Origin of the sequence: Nitrincola iocasae, from assembly GCF_008727795.1 — a bacterium.
Taxonomy (GTDB): domain Bacteria; phylum Pseudomonadota; class Gammaproteobacteria; order Pseudomonadales; family Balneatricaceae; genus Nitrincola; species Nitrincola iocasae.
Map to the genome: position 1 here is coordinate 3,818,054 of NZ_CP044222.1, position 22,400 is coordinate 3,840,453.

Genomic DNA, 22,400 nt, shown 5'->3' on the forward strand with positions numbered 1-22,400 from the left:
AGCCTATGTGGTAATGGAGGATGCATCGTCTGCTTTGGTATCAGATAAAAGGGAAAACTGTACATAGGTTTTCAGGTCAAACAATGATGCAGAGTCAATTTCACGAGCTAGTATCACTGTTTTGAAATGACGTAACTGCAAACCCTCAGATTCTTCGGTGATTGAGTTTTTTTCATAAAAATCAGAGTACTTATGCTGAACAACAAATTTCAATGTGTCTTTGTCTCTGTATCCACTGAGCATAGGGATAATGACAATATTTTCCAAATCGCCATGTAGGAGCCTTGGCTGCTCAACTTTACCTACGTAGACCTTGCGAGATTTCAGGGTAATCAGGACTAAAAACTTCTCTTTCATAGACTCAAACAGCAATTGCTCCATTCCATCTGACTGAGCAAGCTTGGCATACTCAAGCATCTGGGCATCAATGTTGTTGGAAAGTTCTTCCGCCTTACTCATCGCCACCCCGTATGCAAGTGCCGCCCCTGTAAGCAAGGCAAACAGTGTCCCCCAAGCCAGCTTTCCCAGCAAGGGTGGAAAGCCAGCTCTCGACCCCACAAGGGTGTCCGGTAGTCCGAACCAAGCAGGTATGGAAAAAAATCAAAGATCCATGACAAGATATCCAGACTCACCATCAAAACAGCAGTAACTACGGCACCAAGTATAGCGAAGACGAAGCCCCAATAGGCTAGGTGTAAATACGAATTCCAGCCGGTTTCACGCTTTTGACGAAAGCGGGATGGTGGATGATGGCGGGTATAAAGAAAACCGATAACCAGGATTACTACGATTATGCTGAAACTCATGACTCACCTTCCGTGGCTATCGAAGCAACTACCCTTTAACTCTGCCGTTTGCTGTCTTCCGGCAACTTGATTTTCTTCAAGTCAGCAAAGTGTTGCCTCATCTCTTCCTGTACAGAAGAGCTATTCAGGTTAAGCGTAATGTTGCCGTCATTGTCCAGAATGATTCTTCGGTCATCATGATCCTGGGCCACAGATTGGTGATCCTTTGCACTCACAAAGAAAAAATCGTTGGCTAAATTAAATAGAACACTTGGTACAGACGCCAAGTGTTTAATTTCATCCGAGAGTTTTTTCATAACACACCTCTGCTAACTCCATTCCATTATTGAGTCTGAGGAAATACCCATAGCTTCGACAGATATGTACGTAAAAGTGATAATAACTAAAAACGTCATGTGGTAATAAATATCGCCCAAAACTCGGATCATTGCAAATAATCAAATCTGAACTCAATGCCCAAACACAGACCACCCCGTGTGTTGCACAAAGCGCTCCAGTGCTCGGGTACCTAAATAACTATTCCCCAGTACATCCAGCCCGGGTGACCACACAGCAATAGAACCCTTACCTGGCGCAATCGCGAGAATGCCACCACCCACACCACTTTTGCCGGGCAAGCCCACGCGATAGGCAAACTCGCCCGAACCATCATAGTGGCCACACATCATCATGAGTGAATTGATACGACGCGCACGCTGGGCGGACACCACCCGAATGCCCGTTGTCTCATTCACGCCATCCGACACCAAAAACAGCCCGGCTCTTGCCAATTGCTCACAACTCATAGCAATCGAGCATTGATGAAAATAGGTACCAAGCACCTTATCCACATCATGGCGCAAGCGCCCAAAGGCCTTCATAAAATGTGCCAGTGAGGCATTGCGGTCACGATGAGCCATCTCAGACGCCGCCACGGCATGATCAAAGCAAATGCTAGTGTCATTGGCGATAAAGCGCACAAAATTCAGAATTTCGGCGAGTGTTTCTTTCGGTTCATGGCCCATCATAATCGCATCGACCACCGCAATGGCACCTGCATTAATAAAGGGATTACGCGGCTTGCCCGATTCATGTTCGAGTTGAACAATCGAGTTAAACGGATCGCCAGACGGCTCACGTCCCACATGGGTCCAGATTCCATCGCCCAGTTTTCCAAGGGCCATAGTGAGCGTAAACACCTTAGAAATACTCTGAATAGAAAATAAGGTATCCGCCTGTCCTGCCGAATACATTTGACCTTCTGGTGTGCACACCGCGATGCCGAATTGGTTCGGATCAACATGTGCTAATTGCGGAATATAATCAGCAACCTTGCCACGATTTTTTTCTGCTGACAGAGCCAACACGAGATCATCTAAACAGTCTTGTATCATGAGGAGAACACTTTGTTTATGTATTGTTGTTATCTATAGGTCTGACTAGTTTAACGCGATTTCAGATTTGATAGCTGCAAAAGACATACACTTAAACAAATGGCGCCAATTACAGTGTCTGGATTCATTAGACCCGCTCAGTGGCAGGCAGAACCTCTTCTTGATCTGTATACTGGGAGCAGCTATATCGTGCCTATGCACTTCCCAGAGGTGCTAGTTCTGAGTTACTTTAGTTGTGCAAACTATCAGCGCCTGCTACACAGAAATCAGGCCTGCCAGCACATTACACCGGATCTATACTATTTATGAGAGTACCGAAAAGATTACAGCCGTTAGTTGAAGATGGCATGATCGACGAAGTGATCAGTCAGCTAATGAGCGGTAAAGAGGCCGACGTCTATGTCGTACGCTGTGGTGACGACGTACGCTGTGCCAAAGTGTTTAAGGAAGCCAGTCAGCGCAGTTTCAAGCAAGCGGTGCAATACCAGGAAGGCCGCAAGGTTCGAAATACCCGTCGCGCACGCGCCATGTCCAAAAAAACCCAGTATGGGCAGAAAGAACAGGAAAATGCCTGGTTAAATGCCGAAGTGGATGCGCTTTACCAACTGGCAGCAGCCGGTGTGCGGGTACCTCAACCCCATGGGTTTATTGATGGTGTTCTGTTGATGGAGCTGATCACGGATGTCGAAGGCTACGTGGCTCCACGCCTAGATGATGTCACTCTGAGCGCTGAAGAAGCGATCACCTGGCACCGACAGGTCATTGAAGAAGTGGTTCGCATGCTCTGCGCCGGGCTAGTACACGGCGATCTCTCTGAGTTTAACGTCCTGCTGGACGCACAAGGGCCAGTCATTATCGATTTGCCTCAAGCGGTAAATGCGGCAGGCAATAACAGTGCTGGCATGATGCTTGAGCGGGATGTGAATACCATGCGTGCCTACTTCGGACGTTTTGCACCCGAACTGCTGAAAACCGAGTTTGCCCGGGAAATGTGGTCACTCTATGAAGCCGGTGAACTTCAAGCCGACACCCAGCTCACCGGAACCTATGCCTATAGTGACACCAATGCTGACGTGGGCGAGCTGATGGCTGTGATTGATGCCGCCAGCGAAGAAGAAAGTGAGCGCCTGGAGCGCCTGCGCGCCGAGCATAGTGATGACTAGTTCAACCTCTAAGCCGATCATTGTCATCCAGTACTGCACGCAGTGTCAGTGGCTGTTACGCTCTGCCTGGCTGGCCCAGGAGCTGCTATCGACGTTCAGCGATGACCTCGGCGGTGTCACCCTTCAACCCGCGACAGGTGGCACCTTTATTATCACCTGTGACGGCGAACAGATCTGGGAGCGTAAAACCGATGGCGGGTTTCCCGAAGCCAAGGTACTCAAACAACGCGTCAGAGATAAAGTCTGGCCAGATCGGGATTTAGGGCATAGTGATCGGCCTGTTGCTTGAGGGTTGTCAATGGCAACTCAAGTACTCAAGCCACTGAGCAAGTCGGGCTAAATTTCAGCAGATAGCCGACGCCACCTTCATTTACTCAGATTTTTTTGGGTGGATTACAGCAACAAAACAACTTGATCGTTTAAAATTGTTGCAATTGACATCACCGAGTGGTAATAGAAATGTAGCTCTGAACAATTTTTTTGGATGTTAGCATAAATCTAAAAAAAAAATCTGCTTTGTAACAATTTTCTGGCCGAAGGGGTGTCGATGAGGGCTGAATATGCTGGCTATGCCTATCTGGCCAGTCTGAATACGATAAAAAGCCTGGAACTTGATATAACCTGCCAGGTTGTGTCAGTGCAACGAAAAGAGGTGATCGACAAGGTCATCGCGATACCTGCTGGATTGAAGCCAGCTGAAAGGGTGCTATCACATATTCTGTTTGCACTGAAACACGAAGGTGTAAACATGCAGATCCTGGCCCAGGCCCTGCCGTTGGTAGAAGAGTTGGATCTCCGAAAAGAGTTCGATTCGTCCCCCACGGGTAAATACATCCGTAGCGCCTGCTTTTTATGGGAACACTTTACAGGACAAACTGTTAAACGAACTCAGCCGCTAACCCAAGGCAATTACATCCCGCTGTTCGATCCAGGCAGATACATCACTACTCAAGGCTACAAGGACAAGCGTTGGCGCATAATTTTCAATGGCCTAGGCTCTCTCGATTATTGTATTACTGTCCGTCGTACTGAGCGTCTGGAACAAGCACTGAGCCGTGATGTGCTACAAAAAGTACGAGCGTTCACAGACTCGCTAGACCCCAACTTACTGAACCGTGCCCTGTCATGGATCTATCTGAGCGAAACCCGAGACTCCTTTGCGATCGAGAACGAGGTGCCCGACTCCAGCAAAATGAATCGTTTCATCAACCTGCTTCGCCGAGCCCACGAGACCCGCATTATTGATGAGGGCTACCTTGTTTATCTGCAAAATGAAACCATCAACAACCAGTTCGATTGGGCCGCATCATTCCGCACAGAGCAGAACTATCTCAGTAATGGTGTGGGGGCTATTGGTGTAACCTATGTCCCACCGGAACCCGATCTATGCAGAAAGTTGATGAAGGAATGGCTAGCACTGGTTAACGATATGCCGAACGACGTTAACCCCCTGGTTCTTGGCGCTATTCTTTCCTTTGGTTTCGTCTTCATACACCCCTTCATGGATGGTAATGGAAGACTCTCACGCTTCATGTTTCACCATGTTTTATGCCAGCAAGGCCGTCTTTCCAACGGACTCATTCTCCCTGTTTCAGCGGTCCTGCACGACAAAGAGCGCGATTACCTGGACGCCCTGAGCACATATTCTGCGAAAACGCGCATGTTCTGGGACGTCACTTACATCGACATCGACAATATCACTCTTTCATTTCAAGGACACGACGCTATTTACCGCTTCTGGGATGGAACCCTCTGCGCAGAATTGATGGCGGAAGCCAGCGAAGAAGCCATGGAGCAGTACATAAAACGCGAAGTAGCACATCTGAGCCGGTATGACGCATTAAAACGGCGGATAGATCGTGCATTCGACGTCTCCGACAGCACACTATCTAAACTCGTACTATTCTGCCTGGAACAGAACGGAAGGATCTCAAACAAACGTCGTGATCAGTACCACTATAGCGTACCAGAAGATATATTTGATGCATTGGAAGAGGCCTACTCTGAGCTATTTGATGAGTCTAAAGCTGATTGATTCAGATGTTTTTTGATCTGCAAAACTTGAGTCAATTCAGGTCTTCGCCGTCGAGTAAATCAACTGGACAACTAGGCTAACAGAGCGGGTGGGGGGGGTTGCCGCAAAAGTTCTCCACCTGGACAATGCTGCCATATGAATAACAGCACTGGTGTCGTTCATTGCCACTAACTGACAACTGATCACGCCCTGCACTAAGCTTCAGACACAAGCCTGAAGCTTAGTTCTATAACCAGCTGAAACACTTCTCCGGCTTCTATCCACCACCCTCCACTGTGACCAGATTGAGACCAACTCCGGTTTTGCGTCATTTGGCTACCCTGCACATGCGCCCGTGGCTCAGCTGGATAGCGTAGCAGCTTCCGAAATTAATCAGTAAAAAGAAGAGATAGTTGAAAGTGTGCGACGACCTTGGATGTGACGCTTCAATCAGCCTTTAATAATATAAAGTGCTCTACCAAACGAATCATCAACTCTTTTTGATCCGGTAAACTTTCAGCCACCAATAAAGCTAAAGCAACCAAAGTGTTATCATTAATTAACTGCTCTACTGGCTTTGCTAATAAGTGTTGATTCATGCGCAAATACCACAGAAACAGAAACGAGCCACTACGCTTATTGCCGTCTGCTAACGGGTGGTTTTTGATAACAAAATATAAAAGATGAGCAGCACGGCTAGCGATGTTGGGATAGAACAATTCACCACCAAAACCCTGCTCAATAGTGGCAAGTGCGGAGGCTAACCCCTCACCGCGCAACTGGCCAAATATTTCAGCCGCCTCACCTTTTTGAATCAAGGTACGTTTTAATTCCTGTATGGCTGCGAGTGCCAAATTCAAATCTAAAGCTTTCATGCCTGATTGACTGACGCTTATTTCAGACAATTGCTGCTCATCATAGCCCTGCAACAAACTCCAAGAACGTGCATAATCACTGATCACTTTCGTTACGGCTTCACCTTCAACAGAAACTAACCCTTGATTGGTTAGAGTCCGACTGAGTAGATCAATCGCCTGCTCGAACTCAACACCTCGCTCTTTCAATCGATACTGATTCACACTATAACCTTGAACCAAATACTCCTTGAGTACTCGGTTAGCCCACTGGCGAAACTGAGTCGCTCGCTTGGAGCTTACCCTGTAGCCTACTGATATAATGGCATCCAAATTAAAGTGCTTGATACGCCGACGCACTTGACGACGTCCCTCCTGCCGAACTACTAAGAATTCCTTAGTAGTTGCTAGTTCGGGTAACTCTGCGTCTTTATAAATGTTTTGAAGGTGCATGAGAATGTTTTCAGGAGTAGTACCAAATAACTCGCCCATCTGAGCCTGACTTAACCAAAGAGTCTCATGATCTAGGGTAACTCGTATCTCTGCTCTGCCGTCATCACTAGTAAAAATTTGGATTTGTTGAGTATTCATATTGATCTCCTTCCTTGGCATTTTAGTTATAGTGAAACTACCAACAAAAGCAGAGATTAGCAAAAACTAAAGTAGTGATGTTTGAGTGTTCTTTGGTTTACCGGAAGAAAAAGCTTATGGCGCGCCCGGAGGGATTCGAACCCCCGACCAACAGGATCGGAACCTGCTACTCTATCCAGCTGAGCTACGGGCGCATGTTGCAGGGCGCTAATAATACGCACTCAAATCGCTCTTGCCAAGGCATTCTCCTTAAGAACTAGTTCAAGTGCATTTCCGTATGTAACTTTTGAAGGTATAATCCCCGCCTAATGATAGCGGTATTGTCTGCACTCTGCCCTGCTATGACTTGTGGTTGGGGTGACTTCGACGGACATAGATGCCACCCGTTTCTAAAAATGATGAGGTCTTTAACGTGAATAAACTTGCTGCAAAAGCTGCTTCTGCACTCTGCACCCTGGGTCTGAGCATGGCTCTGGCCACTTCTGTCTATGCGGCTGTTGACCGTGATGCCATCATTGAACGCATCAAGCCTCACGGCAATATCTGTGTTGAAGGTGATGAAACCTGTGGTACTGGCGCTCCAGCGGTTGCCGCTTCTGCGGGAACTGTTCGTTCAGGCGAGGAAGTTTACAACCGCTTCTGTACAGCGTGTCACGCAACCGGCCTTCTAGAGTCACCCAAGTTTGGTAGTGGTGCCATGTCTGCACGCGCAGATGAGAAAGGCCTGGATGGTTTGTTAGCGTCTGCAATCAGTGGTATCAACGCCATGCCACCTAAGGGCACTTGTAACGACTGTGCTGATGAAGAGCTGGAAGCCGCTATTCAGTACATGATCGATAATGACTAAGCGTTAAACACTATCGTCAACAGGCTGCTTCGGCAGCCTGTTTTGTTTTTGCCCTGCGTCAGCTAGAAATCATCCAGCAGGTTTTTCAGGCTGCTGATGGTGGCACGCCCGGCGGCCGCATTTACCTGAGGATCACGCTCCCCTAATCCCTGAACAGTCAGATCGTCTTCTGGCAACTCATCCAGGAATCGGCTTGGCAGGCAGTCCATTATTTCGCCAAACTGGCGGCGTTTCTTAGCCAGGGTCATCGTCAGTGTAACCTGCGCACGTGTAATGCCGACATAAGCCAGTCGGCGCTCTTCTTCAATGGTATCGGACTCTATACTGTTACGATGAGGCAGTATTTCTTCCTCCATCCCCATCAGGTAGACATGCGGAAACTCCAGACCTTTAGAGGCATGCAGTGTCATCAGTTGTACCCGGTCAGAATCGTCTTCCTCTTCCTGGCGATCCAGCATATCCAGCAACAGTAAACGGGCAATAGTTTCCTTGATGCCTGCATCTGGGTCTTCTTCTTGCAGGCGCTCCAGGGTTGCCTTGAGTGATTCCACTAAAAACCAGACATTCTGCATGCGTTTTTCGGCAACAGTATCGCTGGAACTGTTTTCACGTATCCAGCCCTCGTAGTCCATATCCATGATCATATCGCGGACGGCCTGTATGGGGTCGCCGGTTTCACAACGTTGCAATAGTTGCTGCATCCAGGTGCAAAAGCGCTGCAAGCGTGCACAGGCATTGGCTGGCAGGTGCTGCTCAAGCCCCATCTCAAAGCAGGCATCAAACAGACTGATATGACGACTGGAGGCGTACTCTCCCAGTTTTTCCAGGGTTGCAGGGCCTATCTCACGTCGAGGCAAATTAATGATGCGCAGAAATGCATTGTCATCACTGGTGTTGACCAGCAGGCGCAAGTAGGCCATCAGGTCTTTGATTTCGGCACGGGCAAAGAAGGATGTGCCGCCACTGAGTTTGTAGGGCACCTGGAAGCTTTGCAGCTTCATTTCCAGCAATCTGGATTGGTAGTTGCCCCGATAGAGTACGGCAAAGTCTTTGAACGGGATGCGCTCCCTGAGGTGGCGATCAAGTATCTCGGTAGCGATCCGCTCCGATTCAGCCTCTTCATTGCGGTTATGCACCACCCTGATCGGGTCACCATAGCCCTTATCGCTCCACAGGGTTTTCTCAAACACATGCGGGTTATGGTTAATCAATATATTGGCAACTTTCAGAATCCGACCGGTGGAGCGGTAGTTCTGCTCCAATTTGACCAGACGCAAACCCGGAAAGTCTTCCTGGAGTTTAGCCAGGTTCTCAGGACGGGCACCGCGCCAGGAGTAGATGGACTGATCATCGTCACCCACTACCGTCAGGGCACTGCGCACCCCCACCAGTTGCTTAACCAGGCGGTACTGCGACAGGTTGGTATCCTGATACTCATCCACCAGCAAGTAGTGAATGCGGCGCTGCCAACGCTCTAATACGTCCGGGTGCTGACTGAACAAGCGAACGGGAATCAAGATCAGGTCATCAAAGTCCACCGCATTGTAAGCGCGTAAATGACGTTGGTAGGCCTCATAGGCTCGGGCGGCCAGAATTTCGTGGGGCACTCGCGCCTGTGCCAGCGCATCCTGGGGCTCCAGCATGTCGTTTTTCCAATTGGAAATCTGATGCTGTACCGCGGCCACCTGATCGGTATCTTCATCTTGATGCAGCAGCAAATCTTTTAACAGACCTTTGCTGTCCTGATCATCAAAAATGGAAAAGCCCGGCTTGTATCCAAGCTGCTTGTATTCCCGCCGGATAATGTTCAAGCCCAGGTTATGGAAGGTGGAGACGGTCAAACCACGCCCTTCGCCCTTTTCCAGCAACTGCAGCACGCGCTCTTTCATTTCACGGGCCGCTTTATTGGTAAAGGTAACTGCCGCAATATGACGCGCCTCGATACCGCATTGCTGCACCAGATAAGCGATCTTACGCGTAATCACACTGGTCTTACCGGAACCAGCCCCCGCCAGCACTAGCAGGGGCCCACCAATATAATTCACTGCTTCAGCTTGTCTGGGATTGAGTTTATTCATGACAGAGAGGGGAACTTAAAAAAGAACGATTGTTTGAAAAATATCGGTAACATGCTAATCTCTGTAGCAGCACAATCAGTCATAAGTATGACACGGACTCTATTCAGAGTGCACAGGATATAAACTTTCTAACTGCACCGGCTCTATAAAGGAATCCGACGCATGCCGCCAGCTGTTGAGAGGGATGATGCTGCCCCTGAAGTCCAGCTAATACTGGTTGATTCTCGCAATCATACCGGTTCTGGTGATCTGTTGTCTGCCTTAATGACAACATCCGCTTCCATCACCTGCTGTCGCAACCTGACAGAAGCTGAAATGTCATTGCAGAATAACGCACAGAACATCCTGCTGATCCCGGTAGATAATACGGTTTACAACACCTTCACTCGCTTGCAAACCCGCGATTTGTTAACCGGTGCCGGAAATCGCCAACACTTCTACAGGACCCTGCAGGAGGAACTTGGTGATCTGCAAGCAGACGACGCTCTGGCGTTGATGATGCTGGACATTGATAACTTTTCAGCCTTCAACAGTCAGTACGGTCATGATACCGGAGACCGCCTGGTCAAGCTGCTTTGTAAACGGCTGGAACGCTGTGACAACATGAGTCACTTATCACGCATCGGCAATGACGAATTCACCCTGATCATCAAAGCCTCAGTTGATCAGATACGCAACGCAACCCGCCAGGCCATCGAAAGAATTGTTGAACTCCTCTTGCCTGCCTACCGAATTGATGATTACGAAGTGCATCTGCACTGCAGTATTGGCATTGCTGTCTCTCCGGAGCAAGGACTGGAGTTTGAATCTCTGATTCACTGCGCCAATACAGCCCGCCTGCGAGCCAAACAACTCAGGGGGCACAGTTACGCCTTTTATGACCCACTTCGCGATCTGAACGATAACAGCAGAGGGATAAGCCTGGAGCCTGAGCTCTGGTATGCACTCCAGCGCCAACAGTTTCGTCTTTTCTATCAACCTCGTATCTGCTTGAACACTCACCGTATTATCGGCGCCGAAGCGCTAATCCGTTGGGAGCATCCGGTACGCGGCATGATCTCTCCGGATGAATTTATTCCAATTAGTGAAAAGTCCGGCCTGATTGTGCCCATAGGTTACTGGGTAATCGAGCAGGTAGGCCAGGACATGAAAATACTTAAACAAGCAGGGTTACCAGAACATATCGGTGTAAATTTATCCTTCCGTCAGTTTCAGGATGGCTACCTTGCCAGCACAATCGAACGACTGATTCTGCAACACCAGATCGACACCAGCATGCTGGAATTTGAGCTGACAGAAACCGCGCTGTTCCGGGATGAATCCCATGTTGTCAGCTGCATGCGCTCACTGGGTAAGCTGGGCGTGGAATTCTCGCTGGATGATTTCGGTACCGGCTACTCCTCTTTTTCCATGCTGCAAAAATTACCTATCTCCACGCTGAAAATTGACAAGAGTTTTGTGAAAGGCATAGGTCAAAGTAGTAGTGATGAAGAGATTGTCCGCACCATTATCAGCCTGGCACGTAACCTGAAGAAAAAGATTATTGCCGAAGGTGTCGAAACCCTGGAGCAACTTGATTTTCTCAAAGCACATCACTGCCAAATGGCACAGGGCTACTATTTCAGCCGCCCGGTACCTCTGGCGCAATTTCTGCAACTGCTTGATAGCTCGACTGAGCCTGCATCCCCCTGAAAGCCAGAGCTTCCAGTAGATGCGCCTCCCTTATGGATGTACTGGCTTCCAGATCAGCCAGTGTTCTGGCTATACGTAAAATTCGATGGCATCCACGAGCCGACAGATGCAGCTGTCGCATCGCCAGAGTCAGCAACTGGGTGGTCGTCGCATCCAGCGCACAATACTGATCCAGTGCCCGCCCGCTCAGGTAACGGTTACTGCAACCCTGACGCTGCTGCTGGCGTTCACGGGCCTGCTCTACACGCGCTCTGACAACCGCGCTGGACTCAGCGACGCAAGACGCCTGCAATAAGGCATCCGCAGGCAACGCTGACACCCAGAGTTGCAAATCGATACGATCCAATAAAGGGCCGGAGATACGCCCCTGATAGCGGCGTATCTGCTCCGGGCTACAGATACAGCGATCAGTACCATCCTGATAGTAGCCACAGGGACAAGGGTTCATAGCACCCACCAATTGAAACGCCGCCGGGTATTCAATTTTACTTAATGCACGGGAAATCAGTATGCGTCCGGTTTCCAGCGGCTCTCGCAACAGATCCAGCACCCGCCGGGGGAACTCAGGCATTTCGTCGAGGAACAGCACGCCATGCGTTGCCAGCGATATTTCACCCGGTTTCGGGTGATTAGATCCTCCGCCCACCAACGCCACGGGTGATGCATTATGATGAACGGCACGAAAAGGCCGCACACCTTCACTGCATGGCTGAACCGGCAAGCCTACCAACGAGTGGATGGCCGCCACATCCAGTCGCTCAGGCAAGGATAGTTCAGGCAAAATGCCGGGTAAACAAGCTGCCAGCAAGCTTTTACCACTGCCTGGCGGCCCGGCAAACAGTAGATTAAGCTGCCCTGCCGCAGCCACCTCAAGCGCCCGTCTGGCCTGTAACTGACCCTTAACATCGGCCAGATCCGGCCCCGGCTCTGCCACTAAAGCAACTGGTTGTGGTTGATGAAAAGCACGTTGCTCCCGCCCTCTTAAATAGGCGCACACTTCCAGCAGGTGATCCACAGCAATCACGGGGGTATCGCCCAGTAGCGTGGCTTCATCGGCGTTGCTTTGAGGCAGAATCAATATACGCCCAGCCTGTCCACAGGCAATGGCAACCGGTAAAGCACCTCGGATGGAGCGGATACTCCCTGACAAAGCCAGCTCAGCAACCACTTCATGTTGATCCAGGGTTTTGCTTTTTAACTGACCGGACGCTTGCAAAATACCCAGCGCGATGGCCAGATCGTAACGGCCGCCTTCTTTTGGCAGATCGGCTGGCGCCAGATTGATAGTGATACGGCGTTGCGGATAATCAAAGCCTGCATTGATCAAGGCACTGCGCACCCTTTCCTTGCTCTCTTTGACGGCCGTTTCAGGTAAACCAACAATCGCAAGGCCCGGCAAACCACCGGATAAATGCACTTCAACAGTTACGGCGGGGGACTGAATACCAAGCTGAGCCCGGCTGTGTATAACGGCTAATGACATAAAACCTTCCCTGGTTATATGAAGTTAAGCGGATCAAATACGCCTTAATGGAAACAAAGCCTATCCGTTTTAGGTGTTACTTGCCTGCTCTGGAGCTGTGACTTCCAGTGCGGCAACTTGTTTTTCCAGCACTTCGAGCTTTTCACGTGTTCTTAGCAACACCGCCTGCTGGGCATCAAACTCTTCCCGAGTCACCAGGTCCAGCTTGCTCAGTGTCTGCTGCAACATAGCTTGTAGCTGCTGCTGCACGGCCTGCTGACCAGGCAACTCGCGGGTAGCGTTAATAAACTGAGTAAACTGTTCTGAAAGTCCTTCAGCTATTTTTTGATGAATCATGACCCTGCCGCCTCTGACTATTTTTAGATGATTTTTTGAGTATACGCCAAGCTTAACGGATCTGGTTTTTTTTAGCATCTTCGAACAGTTGATCACAAATGCACCAATTAAGTGCATGCACTATTTTGGCGCACCATATTGGATTAATTACACAATGGTGCAGCGCAAAATCCATATGATTATGTTTACAAAAACAAGATAAGCATTTGTTTATTAAATGAATTTAATTTTATGGCACGTCTTTCGCAAAGAACGGATCAAGGCGAGCAGTTGATGCAGCTTTCCGCCGACTCAATTGTTCGATGATTTTGTATCCATGGGGAGACAGACCAATGAAACTGGTTTCAGCAATCATAAAACCGTTCAAGCTGGACGATGTACGCGAATCCTTGTCCGAAATTGGCATTCAGGGCATCACCGTCACTGAAGTCAAAGGTTTCGGCCGTCAAAAAGGCCATACCGAACTCTATCGCGGTGCTGAATATGTGGTGGATTTTCTGCCAAAAGTCAGGATCGACGCCGCCGTATCTGACGATGTGGTTGACCAGGTAGTGGAAGCCATCAGCAAAGCCGCTCAAACCGGCAAGATTGGTGACGGTAAGATTTTTGTAGTGCCACTTGAGCAGGTCATCCGCATACGTACCGGTGAATCCGGCCACGACGCGCTCTGATCCGAACACTTGATTACACGCCTGATGGAGGGCTGAACAATGGAAGAACTTCTTCTAACAACAGCAGGTGAGGTCAAGCACCTCGCCTATGCTATCGATACCTTTTACTTTCTGATCTGTGGTGCACTGGTCATGTGGATGGCCGCTGGCTTTGCCATGCTCGAGGCCGGTCTGGTTCGCGCCAAAAACACCACGGAAATACTAACCAAGAACGTCGCACTCTACGCCATCGCCTGTACCATGTACTTGCTGTGTGGTTATTACATCATGTACAGCTCGGATGGCGGTGCCATCTTCCCCAACTTTGGTGGTTTGATTGGTGGTGAGAACACCGTTGACGATGTGCTAGGTGGTGGAGACGATGCACCTTACTACTCATCTCGTTCTGACTATTTCTTCCAAGTGGTGTTCGTGGCAACCTGTATGTCCATTGTGTCCGGTGCTGTTGCTGAACGCATGAAGCTCTGGGCATTCCTGGCCTTCGCTGTTGTTATGACAGGCTTTATCTATCCGGTCAGTGGTTTCTGGACCTGGGGTGGTGGTTTCCTCAGCGAAGCAGGCTTCTCTGACTATGCTGGCTCCGGCATCGTGCACATGGCAGGTGCTGCTGCAGCTCTGGCGGGTGTCATCGTACTGGGTGCCCGTAAGGGTAAGTATGGTAAAGACGGTCAGATCAATGCTATTCCTGGCGCTAACATGCCACTGGCAACCCTGGGTACCTTTATCCTGTGGCTGGGCTGGTTCGGCTTCAATGGTGGTTCAGAGCTGAAAATGTCTAATATAGATTCCGCCAACAACGTAGCGCAGGTGTTCGTGAACACTAATGCGGCCGCAGCCGGTGGTGTTATTGCCGCACTGATCTTGGCCCGCTTGTGGTTCAAAAAGGCTGATCTGACCATGGCGCTTAACGGTGCATTGGCAGGCCTGGTAGCGATCACAGCTGGACCTCTGACACCCTCAGCTCCTGCTGCCGCGCTTATCGGTGCTGTCGGTGGCCTGATTGTTGTGGTCTCAATCATCATGTTCGACAAAATCAAAATTGATGATCCAGTAGGTGCTATCTCTGTACATGGTGTCGTCGGCATCTGGGGGCTGCTGGCTGTTCCACTGACCAACGGTGATGCCAACTTCGGCTCTCAGATTCTGGGAATCGTAGCCATCTTCGCCTGGGTATTTATTGCCAGCTTGATTGTCTGGACTGTTCTGAAAGCCATCATGGGTATCCGTGTGACTGAAGAAGAAGAATACGAAGGTGTCGATCTGGTTGAATGTGGTATGGAAGCTTACCCTGAGTTTGCTGCATCCAAAAAATAAACCTGAATCCATTCTAAGCAAGGGGCCTTTTGGCCCCTTTTTTATGTACGGACAGAAAATTGCTCCTGCATTTTCTGCATACGCACCGTCCCTGGCGCTATATGATGCCGCGGGCGCAAGGATGCGCAGTAGCGGCGCATTTGTGTGTCAAAATACAGAGTCAGTATAGAAATGTCGGATATGCTTAGATTTCAAAATGCAGGTATACTTCCGCCTAGCAATTATTCAGGAAAACCACGTCTGCTGCTGCAGATCTTTGAGGAGTGTAACCATGAAGCTGATTACTGCGGTCATCAAGCCCTTTAAACTCGATGATGTACGTGAGGCACTGTCTGAGATAGGAATCCAGGGCGTTACTGTCACCGAGGTTAAAGGCTTTGGGCGTCAGAAAGGCCACACCGAGCTCTACCGAGGTGCTGAATATGTAGTCGACTTCCTGCCGAAAGTAAAAATTGAAGTCGCTGTGGATGATGGTATGACCGATCAGGTCATTGAAGCGATAAGCAAAACAGCCAATACCGGCAAGATAGGTGATGGTAAAATTTTCGTCACCCCACTGGAGCAGGTTATCCGTATCCGTACCGGTGAAACCGGGCCTGACGCACTGTAACGCCGAGGAGTTCATGAGCCTGTCTGAGAGGTTTTCAGGCAGGCTCAGCCGGCAAACAAACCGTCAACCTGAAGCCCCCTTCATTTAGATTCTCGGCGTGCACTTCGCCACCCAGGCGTCTGACAGCACCGCGTAGAATACTCAAGCCCAGTCCGTAACCCTGTTGGGTTGAACCACCGCGGACAAAGGGTTCAAAAATATCCTTCAACAGACTGGCATCTACACCCGGACCATCATCACTGATAGCCAGACATAACTGCCTGCCCTGACGATAAGCGGTCAATAATACCTGCCCACCTACTGGTGTGTACTTCAGTGCATTTTGCAGTGCATTACCCAGTATGCGGTTCAGCAAGACACTACTCTGTGAAAAAGTCAGTGAGTCAGGTTCTATTCGCAGGCTGATTTGATGATCAGGATAGAGCAGTGAATAATCCTGACGTATTTGCTCCAACAGAGGTTTCAGTGGTACCGGCGACTGCAGTTCCAGGGTCATATCATCCAACCGGGATAGCGACATCAACTCGTCAATAAGGTGCGCCAGTTGGTCACACTCACGGCTGATCTGGCCATGCAGTGCGTTGATTTGCTCACCGGACTGTTGTTCCAGAATAGCGGCAGCGACCTGCAATCTTGCCAGGGGAGCCCGTAATTCATGCGACACATCCCTAAGCAGATTTTGACGCGCATTCAATGTTTTTTCCACGTAGCCCGCCATAGAGTCAAACTCCCGGGCCAGCTCACCGATTTCATCTGTTCTGTGACTCAGATAACCTTCCGTACGGCTACTCAGATTCTGCTCATCGTAGAGCGTACGGGCAAAGTCGCGCAGTCGGTTGACCGGTCGGACCACCAGGTAACTGACCAGCAACGCCACCAGGGCTGACATCACCAGAATCAGCACCATCTGTACCGACAGCAAAAAGCGCAGCATGCGCTCCAGATGGACCGGTTGCTCAGGCAAGGGCATGTCTACCCGGTACTGTTGGCCAGTTTCAGATTCAATTTGCAGGCTAATTATTTCATTAGCAGGGATTGGGTGCCGGAAGTCAGCAATGACTTCGCCATCGGCCAAGTGGGTAATACGTAGCGGTATACGACCACGCCTCCTGTCGTCACCCCGTCGCGATGGTTCATCCATGCCGATTTCATGGCGCTCGATAAGCAGTTGTGCATGACCGGTGGCTCTGGCTTCGAGCAAGTCCTGCCAATGGCGAGTTTCACTCACGCGAAGCAAGCCATACACTAACCCCCCCATTAGCACGGCGCTGATCAGCCAGGTGGCCAGAAAAATTTTCCAGTAAAGGTGCTGATACCATCTCATGCGCTGGTCCTGATAAACTGATAACCCTGTCCACGCACGGTTTTGATCAACTCTGCCGCCGAATCTGATACCTCCGCCAGCTTCTGGCGCACCCGGCTGACATGAACATCCAGCGCACGATCATAAAGAGTGAGTTTTCGATGCAATACCGTTTCAGTCAGTGATTCTTTACTCACCACTTCACCAGCATGGCTCATGAGGGAGTGGAGTACATTGAACTCGGTACTGGTCAGCTCTAAAGGCTGATCCAGCAGGCTCACCTGACGCGTGGCCGGATCCAGATAAATACCGGATAACTCCAAGGCACGTGAGGCTAGAAGCGGCGCCTGACTGCGACGCAATACGGCACGAATCCTGGCCAGCAGCTCGCGCGGATTACAGGGTTTCGGCAGATAATCATCAGCACCCATCTCCAGGCCCAGAATGCGATCGATATCATCACCACGCCCGGTAAGCATAACCACTGGCACCTGGATTGCCGGACGTAGTATCTGTAATAGTTCCAGGCCACTTTTGCCCGGCATCATAATATCCAGAATCATCAGATCAGGGGCCGGGTTGGCTGATAACCATTGCTGCGCCGCTTCAGCCGAGTGCGCCAGACTCACGTCAAAGCCCTCATTACTCAAATAGTGACGTAGCAGTTCACAAAGGGACACATCATCATCAATGATTAACAAATGTACGGCTTTATTCATAGGGCACTCCTGTAGGCCTCTATCATAAAACGTTTTGATACCAGTGCACGTAGCTTTACGCAACTTTACCTTTACGCAACCCTGCTTTGCACTTGCCTGGCGCATACTTAAGTCATCGGAAAACGCTTAAACCAAGAGGATAACATCATGAAAACTTCCACACTGGCTCAACTAGGTATTTTAACGCTGACACTTGCCATCAGCACTATGGTAATGGCCCAGAAGGGTCCAAATATGGATAGGGGAGTGCCGTTACAGCGCTTTGCTGAAACACTGAACCTCAGTGAAGAGCAACGCAACCAAATGGAAGCACTCTGGGAAGAAAACCGCGAAGAGCGCGATGCGCGACGCGAGGCTCAACGTGAATTCATGCAGGCCAAACAAGCTCAAATGCGTGAGCGCCTGGGCGAGATTTTAACTCCCGAGCAATTGGAGCAGTGGGATGAAATGCGCGGCAATAGTCAGTATGGATACCGCCAAGATCGTCGCGGGGGATGCAATATGGACAGTTTTGACCGGGAAACCCGTCGTGAGATGCGCCAGGAATTACGACAGGAACAACGCCAGAACCGTAATCCCTGAACAAATAAGGCCGCAGCTGAAGTTATCAGTTGCGGCCTTAGATCAAGCTATTCGAGTAAAGATCAAATCCCAGACACCATGACCGAGATTCTCACCGCGTTTCTGAAATTTCGTGACTGGACGCCAAGCCGGCTGGGGAGCATAAGCTCCTGTACCAGCCGCATTCTCATAGCCATCGGCCGCTGACATGACTTCCATCATGTGTTCGGCGTAGGGCTCCCAGTCCGTTGCCATATGAAACTGCCCGCCCACCTTCAACTTTTCACGCAGATTTTGAGCAAACTCAGCCTGCACGATACGGCGCTTATGATGGCGTTTTTTCGGCCAGGGATCAGGGAAAAACAACTGCAGTGTGTCCAGGCTGGCATCGGCTATACAGTGAGACAAAACTTCAATAGCATCATCGCAGAACACCCGGATATTGGTCAGTTTTTCTTCCTCGATACGCCCCAGCAAGCGCCCGACGCCAGGCGGATGCACTTCAATACCAATAAAGTTTTTCTCCGGCATCAGCCGTGCCATTTCAATCAGGGAATCACCCATGCCAAAGCCGATTTCCAGCACTACAGGAGCCTCCCGGCCAAAGCACTCGGCATAGTTCAACAGCCCGTTTGTCAGCTCCAGACCATATGCTGGCCAAAGCTCGCGGAAGTGGCGCTCCTGCCCTTCGGTCATGCGTCCAGCGCGTACAACATAACTGCGCACACGCCGGTTAGGCCGCTCTTCAATAAGATCCGTATTTGTTGTCATATCGTGTACCTGTGGGGCTTAACCGGACTTATGCGCATTATTAGAGCGCCCGGCGTATAAAGAAATAAACAAGAACAGCCAAGCAAGGATCAAGGTCACGCCCCCAAATGGCGTTATGATGCCTAGTTGCCCTAGGCCACTCAGTGCCATGGCATAGAGGCTACCGGAAAACAACAACATGCCCAGCATAAACGCTATGGCACTGCCACGTAACCAGCGGCAACTGGAGCTTTGTTGCATAGTTCCCACCGCCAGCAGCGCAGCGACATGCCAGAACTGGTATTCCACAGCCGTCTGCCAGGCCGCCAACATGCGTGGCTCCAGCAGATCACGCAATGCATGCGCGCCGAAAGCGCCCAGGATTACGGCAAGCATGCCAGTAAAAGCTGCAATCAGGAGAGTAAGTCTAGCTGAGTGAGTCATGATCAGACCTGTATATGCGCCGCTTCTACGCATCCGTGCACACGCGGCATATAGCGCCATGGAGGGCGCATATACAGAAAATGCAGGAGCAATTTTCTACCCGTACATGCGCCACTGCTGCGGCTTTCAAGAGAAAAGCAGTTACACTCGATCAGGCGACCAGGGTAATGGCTTCTCGGATTTTTTTCATCGCGTTCTTTTCCAACTGACGAATACGCTCAGCAGACACCTGATACTCAGCCGCCAATTCATGCAAGGTGGCTTTTTCATCCGCCAACCAGCGACGATTGAGTATTTCGCGACTACGTTCGTCTAAGTTATCCATCGCTGAAACAAGTTGTTGCTGTGACGTCACTTCCCAGTTTTCGGCTTCCAGACGCATGGCCGGATCAGCCTCTTCGTCTTCCAGATACTGAGAAGGTGACCAGGCGATCTCATCATCGTCATTCACTGGCGCATCGAAAGAGGTATCAGCCGACGCCATACGCCCTTCCATCTGACGAACCACCTGCGCATCCACACCCAGATCATTTGCAACCGCTTCTACTTCACTGTTATTCATCCAGTTAATGGATTTTTTCTGTGAACGCAGATTGAAAAACAGCTTACGCTGAGCTTTAGTGGTGGCTATTTTAACAATACGCCAGTTACGTAAAATAAATTCATGCATTTCAGCCTTGATCCAGTGCACGGCGAATGACACCAGACGCACACCGACAGAGGGATCGAAGCGCTTTACCGCTTTCATTAGCCCTACATTGCCTTCCTGAATCAGGTCACTCAACGGCAGGCCATAACCGGAGTAAGACTTGGCAATATGCACTACGAAGCGCAGATGAGATATAACCAGTTGACGTGCAGCTTCAAGGTCCTGTTGATAAAACAGACGTTCAGCCAATTCCCGTTCCTCATCAGCATTGAGAATAGGAATAGCACCTACGGTCTGTACATAGGCGTTAACATTACCGCCCGGTGACAGATGTTCAATAACCCGCAAGCTTGTGCCCATGTTAATTATAACCTCTATGTTTTGCTGAAATTCTCACTACCACTGTGACTCAATTTTACCTGAAAAGTTCAGTTATGTACTGGCTCAAACGAGCTCGGACCGTGAAAAATAACGGTCTGGCGGCAAAAAAGCAAGCCCGTCAACTTGGCTCGATTGCACGCAAATGCCGCCCGGTCGACATAAACCCGCCCGCAAGCCCCAGCGCCGTTCCTGTCGCTATCAATATCAGGGTTGCTTTTGCTGTCAGCCCGGTCAGAACAAAGCTGCTCATATAGAGTTCAGCCAGTTGATTAGCCGGTCCGGTAATCAGATACAAGGACACCTGAACCAGTACGTATGCCAGCAGCGAGCCGATCAAGCCATACCAAAAACCAGAGTACAGGAATGGCCGCCGGACCCAGGCATCCGTTGCGCCTACCAGCTTGGCAACCAGAATTTCATCCCGACGACTTTCCAGTGTCATACGCAGAGTATTACCCACGACCAACAACACCGCCAAGGCCAACAACCCGCTCAACACCCAGCTAAATCGCTCAGCCATAAGCAGATAGGCATTCAAGCGCTGAATCCATTCCATATCCAGTGTGGCTTCGTCTACTTCAGGCAAACCGGCCAACTCATGCTGTAACTGTTGCAAGCCTTCCGCTGAATGATCGGCTGGCAGCACCAGAATGACAGCAGGCAAAGGATTGCTGTCCAGCAAGCTGAGCATTGCTGAAAACTCGGAGTAGCTCGAGAATTCGCGCAGCCCCTGTTCGCGATCAATTAGCTCAATACCTGATAATCCATCGTGTAGCATCAATTCCAGACTGAGCTGCTCAGCCCTCGCATCACTCACATCCTGATTCAGATACAGCATGATGCGAGGGCTGGTGTCCCAACCACTACTGAACTGCTGAATATTATTGACTACGGTAAACATAAAGCCAGGTAGTGCCAGTGCGATGGCCAACACAGCTAGGGTCATCAACGAGGCTATCGGCGTAACCGTGAGACGTAATAATGCCTGCAGCGCCACCTCCAGATGGTGACGCAACCAACCGCGCAGATGATCAGTCCAACTCACCCTGTGCGCTTCGGCACCTCGACGGGGAGCTTTGTCCTGCGGTTTAGCAGCCATCAGCAACTAACCTCCCACCGCGCAATACCAGCGTGCGCCGACGCATCCGCTGAATCAGCGACAGGTCATGGCTGGCGATGAGTACGGTGGTGCCGATACGATTAAACTGCTCAAACAAGCGCATCACCCCTTCAGACAACTCAGGGTCGAGGTTACCGGTTGGTTCATCTGCTAACAACAATGCGGGCTTGTGCACGATCGCCCGGGCAATACCTACCCGTTGCTGCTCGCCACTGGAGAGGGCAATCGGATTTTGCTTTTCACGCATCAGCAGACCCACCTTATCCAGTGCGGCCCGCACTCGTCGTGCGGCATCGGCTGGATCATACCCGGCTATCTGTAAAGGCAGTGCCACATTGTCAAACACGCTACGGTCAAACAGCAGGTGATGATTCTGAAACACCACGCCGATACGTCGGCGGTGCTGCGGAATATTACGACGAGTCAGACTGGCCAGGTCGTGCTCACCTACCTGAACCTGTCCACGGCTGGGACGTTCCATTAGCATGATCAGCTTTAGCAGAGTACTTTTGCCCGCGCCCGAGTGGCCGGTCAAAAATGCCATTTCACCTGATTCCAGCGCAAAATCCACACCCGTTAGCGCATCAAAACCACCGCTATAACGTTTGCCTACATTGGTAAAGCGTATAGCTGCCATAATC

The 22,400-nt window shown here is 50.2% G+C and carries 24 protein-coding genes and 1 tRNA gene; 9 read left to right on the forward strand and 16 right to left on the reverse strand.

Translation table 11 applies throughout. The features are described 5' to 3' along the window. Window positions 1–3 precede the first annotated feature (3 nt). The 4 genes from F5I99_RS17575 to F5I99_RS17590 all read right to left on the reverse strand — a co-directional run bounded on the left by F5I99_RS17575 (window position 4) and on the right by F5I99_RS17590 (window position 2,176). The gene (locus F5I99_RS17575; RefSeq protein WP_151058296.1) at window positions 4–459 is read right to left on the reverse strand and encodes a hypothetical protein; all 456 of its coding nucleotides are present in this window, start codon (window positions 457–459) and stop codon (window positions 4–6) included. Beyond that, window positions 456–806 carry a hypothetical protein gene (locus F5I99_RS17580; protein ID WP_151058298.1) on the reverse strand — a complete coding sequence of 117 codons (351 nt, stop codon included), beginning with the start codon at window positions 804–806 and terminating at the stop codon, window positions 456–458. Before F5I99_RS17580 ends, F5I99_RS17575 begins: the two co-directional genes overlap by 4 nt. A 35-nt stretch (window positions 807–841) precedes the next feature. Continuing rightward, window positions 842–1,102, reverse strand: coding sequence for a hypothetical protein (locus F5I99_RS17585; RefSeq protein WP_151058300.1), 261 nt, complete (start codon window positions 1,100–1,102; stop codon window positions 842–844). A gap of 153 nt (window positions 1,103–1,255) precedes the next feature. Then, entirely contained in the window at window positions 1,256–2,176 is a 921-nt protein-coding gene (locus tag F5I99_RS17590; RefSeq protein ID WP_151059329.1) for a glutaminase, read from the reverse strand. Between the two features lie 308 nt (window positions 2,177–2,484). Between F5I99_RS17590 and F5I99_RS17595 the strand changes: the two genes are divergently transcribed. The 3 genes from F5I99_RS17595 (at window position 2,485) to F5I99_RS17605 (ending at window position 5,377) form a co-directional block, all read left to right on the forward strand. Beyond that, window positions 2,485–3,342, forward strand: coding sequence for a PA4780 family RIO1-like protein kinase (locus F5I99_RS17595; RefSeq protein WP_151058302.1), 858 nt, complete (start codon window positions 2,485–2,487; stop codon window positions 3,340–3,342). Next, on the forward strand, window positions 3,335–3,631 hold the full coding sequence (locus tag F5I99_RS17600) for a SelT/SelW/SelH family protein (protein ID WP_151058304.1): 297 nt from the start codon (window positions 3,335–3,337) through the stop codon (window positions 3,629–3,631). The genes F5I99_RS17595 and F5I99_RS17600 overlap by 8 nt, the downstream gene beginning before the upstream one ends. Before the next feature lie 258 nt (window positions 3,632–3,889). After that, the gene (locus tag F5I99_RS17605; RefSeq protein ID WP_151058306.1) at window positions 3,890–5,377 is read left to right on the forward strand and encodes a Fic family protein; all 1,488 of its coding nucleotides are present in this window, start codon (window positions 3,890–3,892) and stop codon (window positions 5,375–5,377) included. A 425-nt stretch (window positions 5,378–5,802) separates the two neighbouring features. Here F5I99_RS17605 and rhuM read toward each other — a convergent pair whose 3' ends face one another. Then, the gene (gene rhuM, locus F5I99_RS17610) at window positions 5,803–6,801 is read right to left on the reverse strand and encodes a RhuM family protein (protein WP_151058308.1); all 999 of its coding nucleotides are present in this window, start codon (window positions 6,799–6,801) and stop codon (window positions 5,803–5,805) included. A gap of 117 nt (window positions 6,802–6,918) precedes the next feature. Continuing rightward, window positions 6,919–6,995: transfer RNA gene (locus F5I99_RS17615), tRNA-Arg, on the reverse strand. 218 nt (window positions 6,996–7,213) lie between these two features. Here F5I99_RS17615 and F5I99_RS17620 point away from each other — a divergent pair. Further along, on the forward strand, window positions 7,214–7,648 hold the full coding sequence (locus F5I99_RS17620; RefSeq protein ID WP_225307465.1) for a c-type cytochrome: 435 nt from the start codon (window positions 7,214–7,216) through the stop codon (window positions 7,646–7,648). Window positions 7,649–7,710: 62 nt separating this feature from the next. Here F5I99_RS17620 and rep read toward each other — a convergent pair whose 3' ends face one another. Next, window positions 7,711–9,726 (reverse strand): DNA helicase Rep, encoded by a 2,016-nt coding sequence (gene rep, locus F5I99_RS17625; RefSeq protein WP_151058310.1) that lies wholly within the window; start codon window positions 9,724–9,726, stop codon window positions 7,711–7,713. Between the two features lie 162 nt (window positions 9,727–9,888). On the opposite strand from rep, the gene F5I99_RS17630 reads away from it, so the two are divergent. Further along, window positions 9,889–11,418: a putative bifunctional diguanylate cyclase/phosphodiesterase gene (locus tag F5I99_RS17630; RefSeq protein ID WP_151058312.1), complete on the forward strand. Its 1,530-nt coding sequence runs from the start codon at window positions 9,889–9,891 to the stop codon at window positions 11,416–11,418. On the opposite strand, the gene F5I99_RS17635 is transcribed toward F5I99_RS17630, so the two are convergent. Then, complete coding sequence (locus tag F5I99_RS17635; RefSeq protein WP_151058315.1) at window positions 11,348–12,901, reverse strand: YifB family Mg chelatase-like AAA ATPase; 1,554 nt, start codon at window positions 12,899–12,901, stop codon at window positions 11,348–11,350. The genes F5I99_RS17630 and F5I99_RS17635 overlap by 71 nt on opposite strands. Window positions 12,902–12,970: 69 nt before the next feature. Further along, the gene (locus F5I99_RS17640) at window positions 12,971–13,237 is read right to left on the reverse strand and encodes an accessory factor UbiK family protein (RefSeq protein WP_151058317.1); all 267 of its coding nucleotides are present in this window, start codon (window positions 13,235–13,237) and stop codon (window positions 12,971–12,973) included. A gap of 332 nt (window positions 13,238–13,569) precedes the next feature. Between F5I99_RS17640 and glnK (F5I99_RS17645) the strand changes: the two genes are divergently transcribed. From glnK (F5I99_RS17645) to glnK (F5I99_RS17655), 3 genes are all read left to right on the forward strand, one after another. Continuing rightward, window positions 13,570–13,908, forward strand: a complete 339-nt coding sequence (glnK, locus tag F5I99_RS17645) for a P-II family nitrogen regulator (protein ID WP_036520119.1) — start codon at window positions 13,570–13,572, stop codon at window positions 13,906–13,908. 39 nt (window positions 13,909–13,947) lie between these two features. Continuing rightward, window positions 13,948–15,222, forward strand: a complete 1,275-nt coding sequence (locus tag F5I99_RS17650; protein WP_151058319.1) for an ammonium transporter — start codon at window positions 13,948–13,950, stop codon at window positions 15,220–15,222. 271 nt (window positions 15,223–15,493) lie between these two features. Further along, window positions 15,494–15,832 (forward strand): P-II family nitrogen regulator, encoded by a 339-nt coding sequence (gene glnK / locus F5I99_RS17655; RefSeq protein ID WP_151058321.1) that lies wholly within the window; start codon window positions 15,494–15,496, stop codon window positions 15,830–15,832. A gap of 34 nt (window positions 15,833–15,866) precedes the next feature. Here the strand turns inward: glnK (F5I99_RS17655) and F5I99_RS17660 are convergent, their stop codons facing one another. Both F5I99_RS17660 and F5I99_RS17665 read right to left on the reverse strand, forming a co-directional pair. Further along, window positions 15,867–17,156, reverse strand: coding sequence for a HAMP domain-containing sensor histidine kinase (locus tag F5I99_RS17660; RefSeq protein WP_151058323.1), 1,290 nt, complete (start codon window positions 17,154–17,156; stop codon window positions 15,867–15,869). Continuing rightward, a complete protein-coding gene (locus F5I99_RS17665) occupies window positions 17,153–17,854 on the reverse strand; it encodes a response regulator transcription factor (protein ID WP_151058325.1) in 702 nt (233 codons plus the stop codon). The genes F5I99_RS17660 and F5I99_RS17665 overlap by 4 nt, the downstream gene beginning before the upstream one ends. Before the next feature lie 147 nt (window positions 17,855–18,001). Between F5I99_RS17665 and F5I99_RS17670 the strand changes: the two genes are divergently transcribed. Continuing rightward, window positions 18,002–18,436 carry a hypothetical protein gene (locus F5I99_RS17670; RefSeq protein WP_151058328.1) on the forward strand — a complete coding sequence of 145 codons (435 nt, stop codon included), beginning with the start codon at window positions 18,002–18,004 and terminating at the stop codon, window positions 18,434–18,436. Between the two features lie 42 nt (window positions 18,437–18,478). Here the strand turns inward: F5I99_RS17670 and trmB are convergent, their stop codons facing one another. From trmB to ftsE, 5 genes are all read right to left on the reverse strand, one after another. Then, on the reverse strand, window positions 18,479–19,186 hold the full coding sequence (trmB, locus tag F5I99_RS17675) for a tRNA (guanosine(46)-N7)-methyltransferase TrmB (RefSeq protein ID WP_151058330.1): 708 nt from the start codon (window positions 19,184–19,186) through the stop codon (window positions 18,479–18,481). 18 nt (window positions 19,187–19,204) lie between these two features. Beyond that, window positions 19,205–19,609: a DUF423 domain-containing protein gene (locus tag F5I99_RS17680; RefSeq protein WP_151058332.1), complete on the reverse strand. Its 405-nt coding sequence runs from the start codon at window positions 19,607–19,609 to the stop codon at window positions 19,205–19,207. Window positions 19,610–19,760: 151 nt separating this feature from the next. Then, window positions 19,761–20,618, reverse strand: a complete 858-nt coding sequence (rpoH, locus tag F5I99_RS17685; protein WP_151058334.1) for an RNA polymerase sigma factor RpoH — start codon at window positions 20,616–20,618, stop codon at window positions 19,761–19,763. A 139-nt stretch (window positions 20,619–20,757) separates the two neighbouring features. After that, window positions 20,758–21,738 (reverse strand): permease-like cell division protein FtsX, encoded by a 981-nt coding sequence (ftsX, locus tag F5I99_RS17690; protein WP_151058336.1) that lies wholly within the window; start codon window positions 21,736–21,738, stop codon window positions 20,758–20,760. Further along, a complete protein-coding gene (ftsE, locus tag F5I99_RS17695; RefSeq protein WP_151058338.1) occupies window positions 21,728–22,396 on the reverse strand; it encodes a cell division ATP-binding protein FtsE in 669 nt (222 codons plus the stop codon). The genes ftsX and ftsE overlap by 11 nt, the downstream gene beginning before the upstream one ends. Between the last annotated feature and the right edge of the window lie 4 nt (window positions 22,397–22,400).

What these genes read in the sequence shown, in the direction of transcription:
- F5I99_RS17650 (WP_151058319.1), top strand. Translation starts at nt 13,948, where the DNA reads ATGGAAGAACTTCTTCTAACAACAGCAGGTGAGGTCAAGCACCTCGCC.
- ftsX (WP_151058336.1), bottom strand. Translation starts at nt 21,738, where the DNA reads ATGGCTGCTAAACCGCAGGACAAAGCTCCCCGTCGAGGTGCCGAAGCG.
- rhuM (WP_151058308.1), bottom strand. Translation starts at nt 6,801, where the DNA reads ATGAATACTCAACAAATCCAAATTTTTACTAGTGATGACGGCAGAGCA.
- F5I99_RS17660 (WP_151058323.1), bottom strand. Translation starts at nt 17,156, where the DNA reads ATGAGATGGTATCAGCACCTTTACTGGAAAATTTTTCTGGCCACCTGG.
- F5I99_RS17600 (WP_151058304.1), top strand. Translation starts at nt 3,335, where the DNA reads ATGACTAGTTCAACCTCTAAGCCGATCATTGTCATCCAGTACTGCACG.
- F5I99_RS17585 (WP_151058300.1), bottom strand. Translation starts at nt 1,102, where the DNA reads ATGAAAAAACTCTCGGATGAAATTAAACACTTGGCGTCTGTACCAAGT.
- F5I99_RS17580 (WP_151058298.1), bottom strand. Translation starts at nt 806, where the DNA reads ATGAGTTTCAGCATAATCGTAGTAATCCTGGTTATCGGTTTTCTTTAT.
- F5I99_RS17575 (WP_151058296.1), bottom strand. Translation starts at nt 459, where the DNA reads ATGAGTAAGGCGGAAGAACTTTCCAACAACATTGATGCCCAGATGCTT.
- F5I99_RS17605 (WP_151058306.1), top strand. Translation starts at nt 3,890, where the DNA reads ATGAGGGCTGAATATGCTGGCTATGCCTATCTGGCCAGTCTGAATACG.
- F5I99_RS17630 (WP_151058312.1), top strand. Translation starts at nt 9,889, where the DNA reads ATGCCGCCAGCTGTTGAGAGGGATGATGCTGCCCCTGAAGTCCAGCTA.
- glnK (WP_151058321.1), top strand. Translation starts at nt 15,494, where the DNA reads ATGAAGCTGATTACTGCGGTCATCAAGCCCTTTAAACTCGATGATGTA.
- F5I99_RS17595 (WP_151058302.1), top strand. Translation starts at nt 2,485, where the DNA reads ATGAGAGTACCGAAAAGATTACAGCCGTTAGTTGAAGATGGCATGATC.
- F5I99_RS17640 (WP_151058317.1), bottom strand. Translation starts at nt 13,237, where the DNA reads ATGATTCATCAAAAAATAGCTGAAGGACTTTCAGAACAGTTTACTCAG.
- trmB (WP_151058330.1), bottom strand. Translation starts at nt 19,186, where the DNA reads ATGACAACAAATACGGATCTTATTGAAGAGCGGCCTAACCGGCGTGTG.
- F5I99_RS17665 (WP_151058325.1), bottom strand. Translation starts at nt 17,854, where the DNA reads ATGAATAAAGCCGTACATTTGTTAATCATTGATGATGATGTGTCCCTT.
- glnK (WP_036520119.1), top strand. Translation starts at nt 13,570, where the DNA reads ATGAAACTGGTTTCAGCAATCATAAAACCGTTCAAGCTGGACGATGTA.
- F5I99_RS17680 (WP_151058332.1), bottom strand. Translation starts at nt 19,609, where the DNA reads ATGACTCACTCAGCTAGACTTACTCTCCTGATTGCAGCTTTTACTGGC.
- rpoH (WP_151058334.1), bottom strand. Translation starts at nt 20,618, where the DNA reads ATGGGCACAAGCTTGCGGGTTATTGAACATCTGTCACCGGGCGGTAAT.
- rep (WP_151058310.1), bottom strand. Translation starts at nt 9,726, where the DNA reads ATGAATAAACTCAATCCCAGACAAGCTGAAGCAGTGAATTATATTGGT.
- ftsE (WP_151058338.1), bottom strand. Translation starts at nt 22,396, where the DNA reads ATGGCAGCTATACGCTTTACCAATGTAGGCAAACGTTATAGCGGTGGT.
- F5I99_RS17670 (WP_151058328.1), top strand. Translation starts at nt 18,002, where the DNA reads ATGAAAACTTCCACACTGGCTCAACTAGGTATTTTAACGCTGACACTT.
- F5I99_RS17635 (WP_151058315.1), bottom strand. Translation starts at nt 12,901, where the DNA reads ATGTCATTAGCCGTTATACACAGCCGGGCTCAGCTTGGTATTCAGTCC.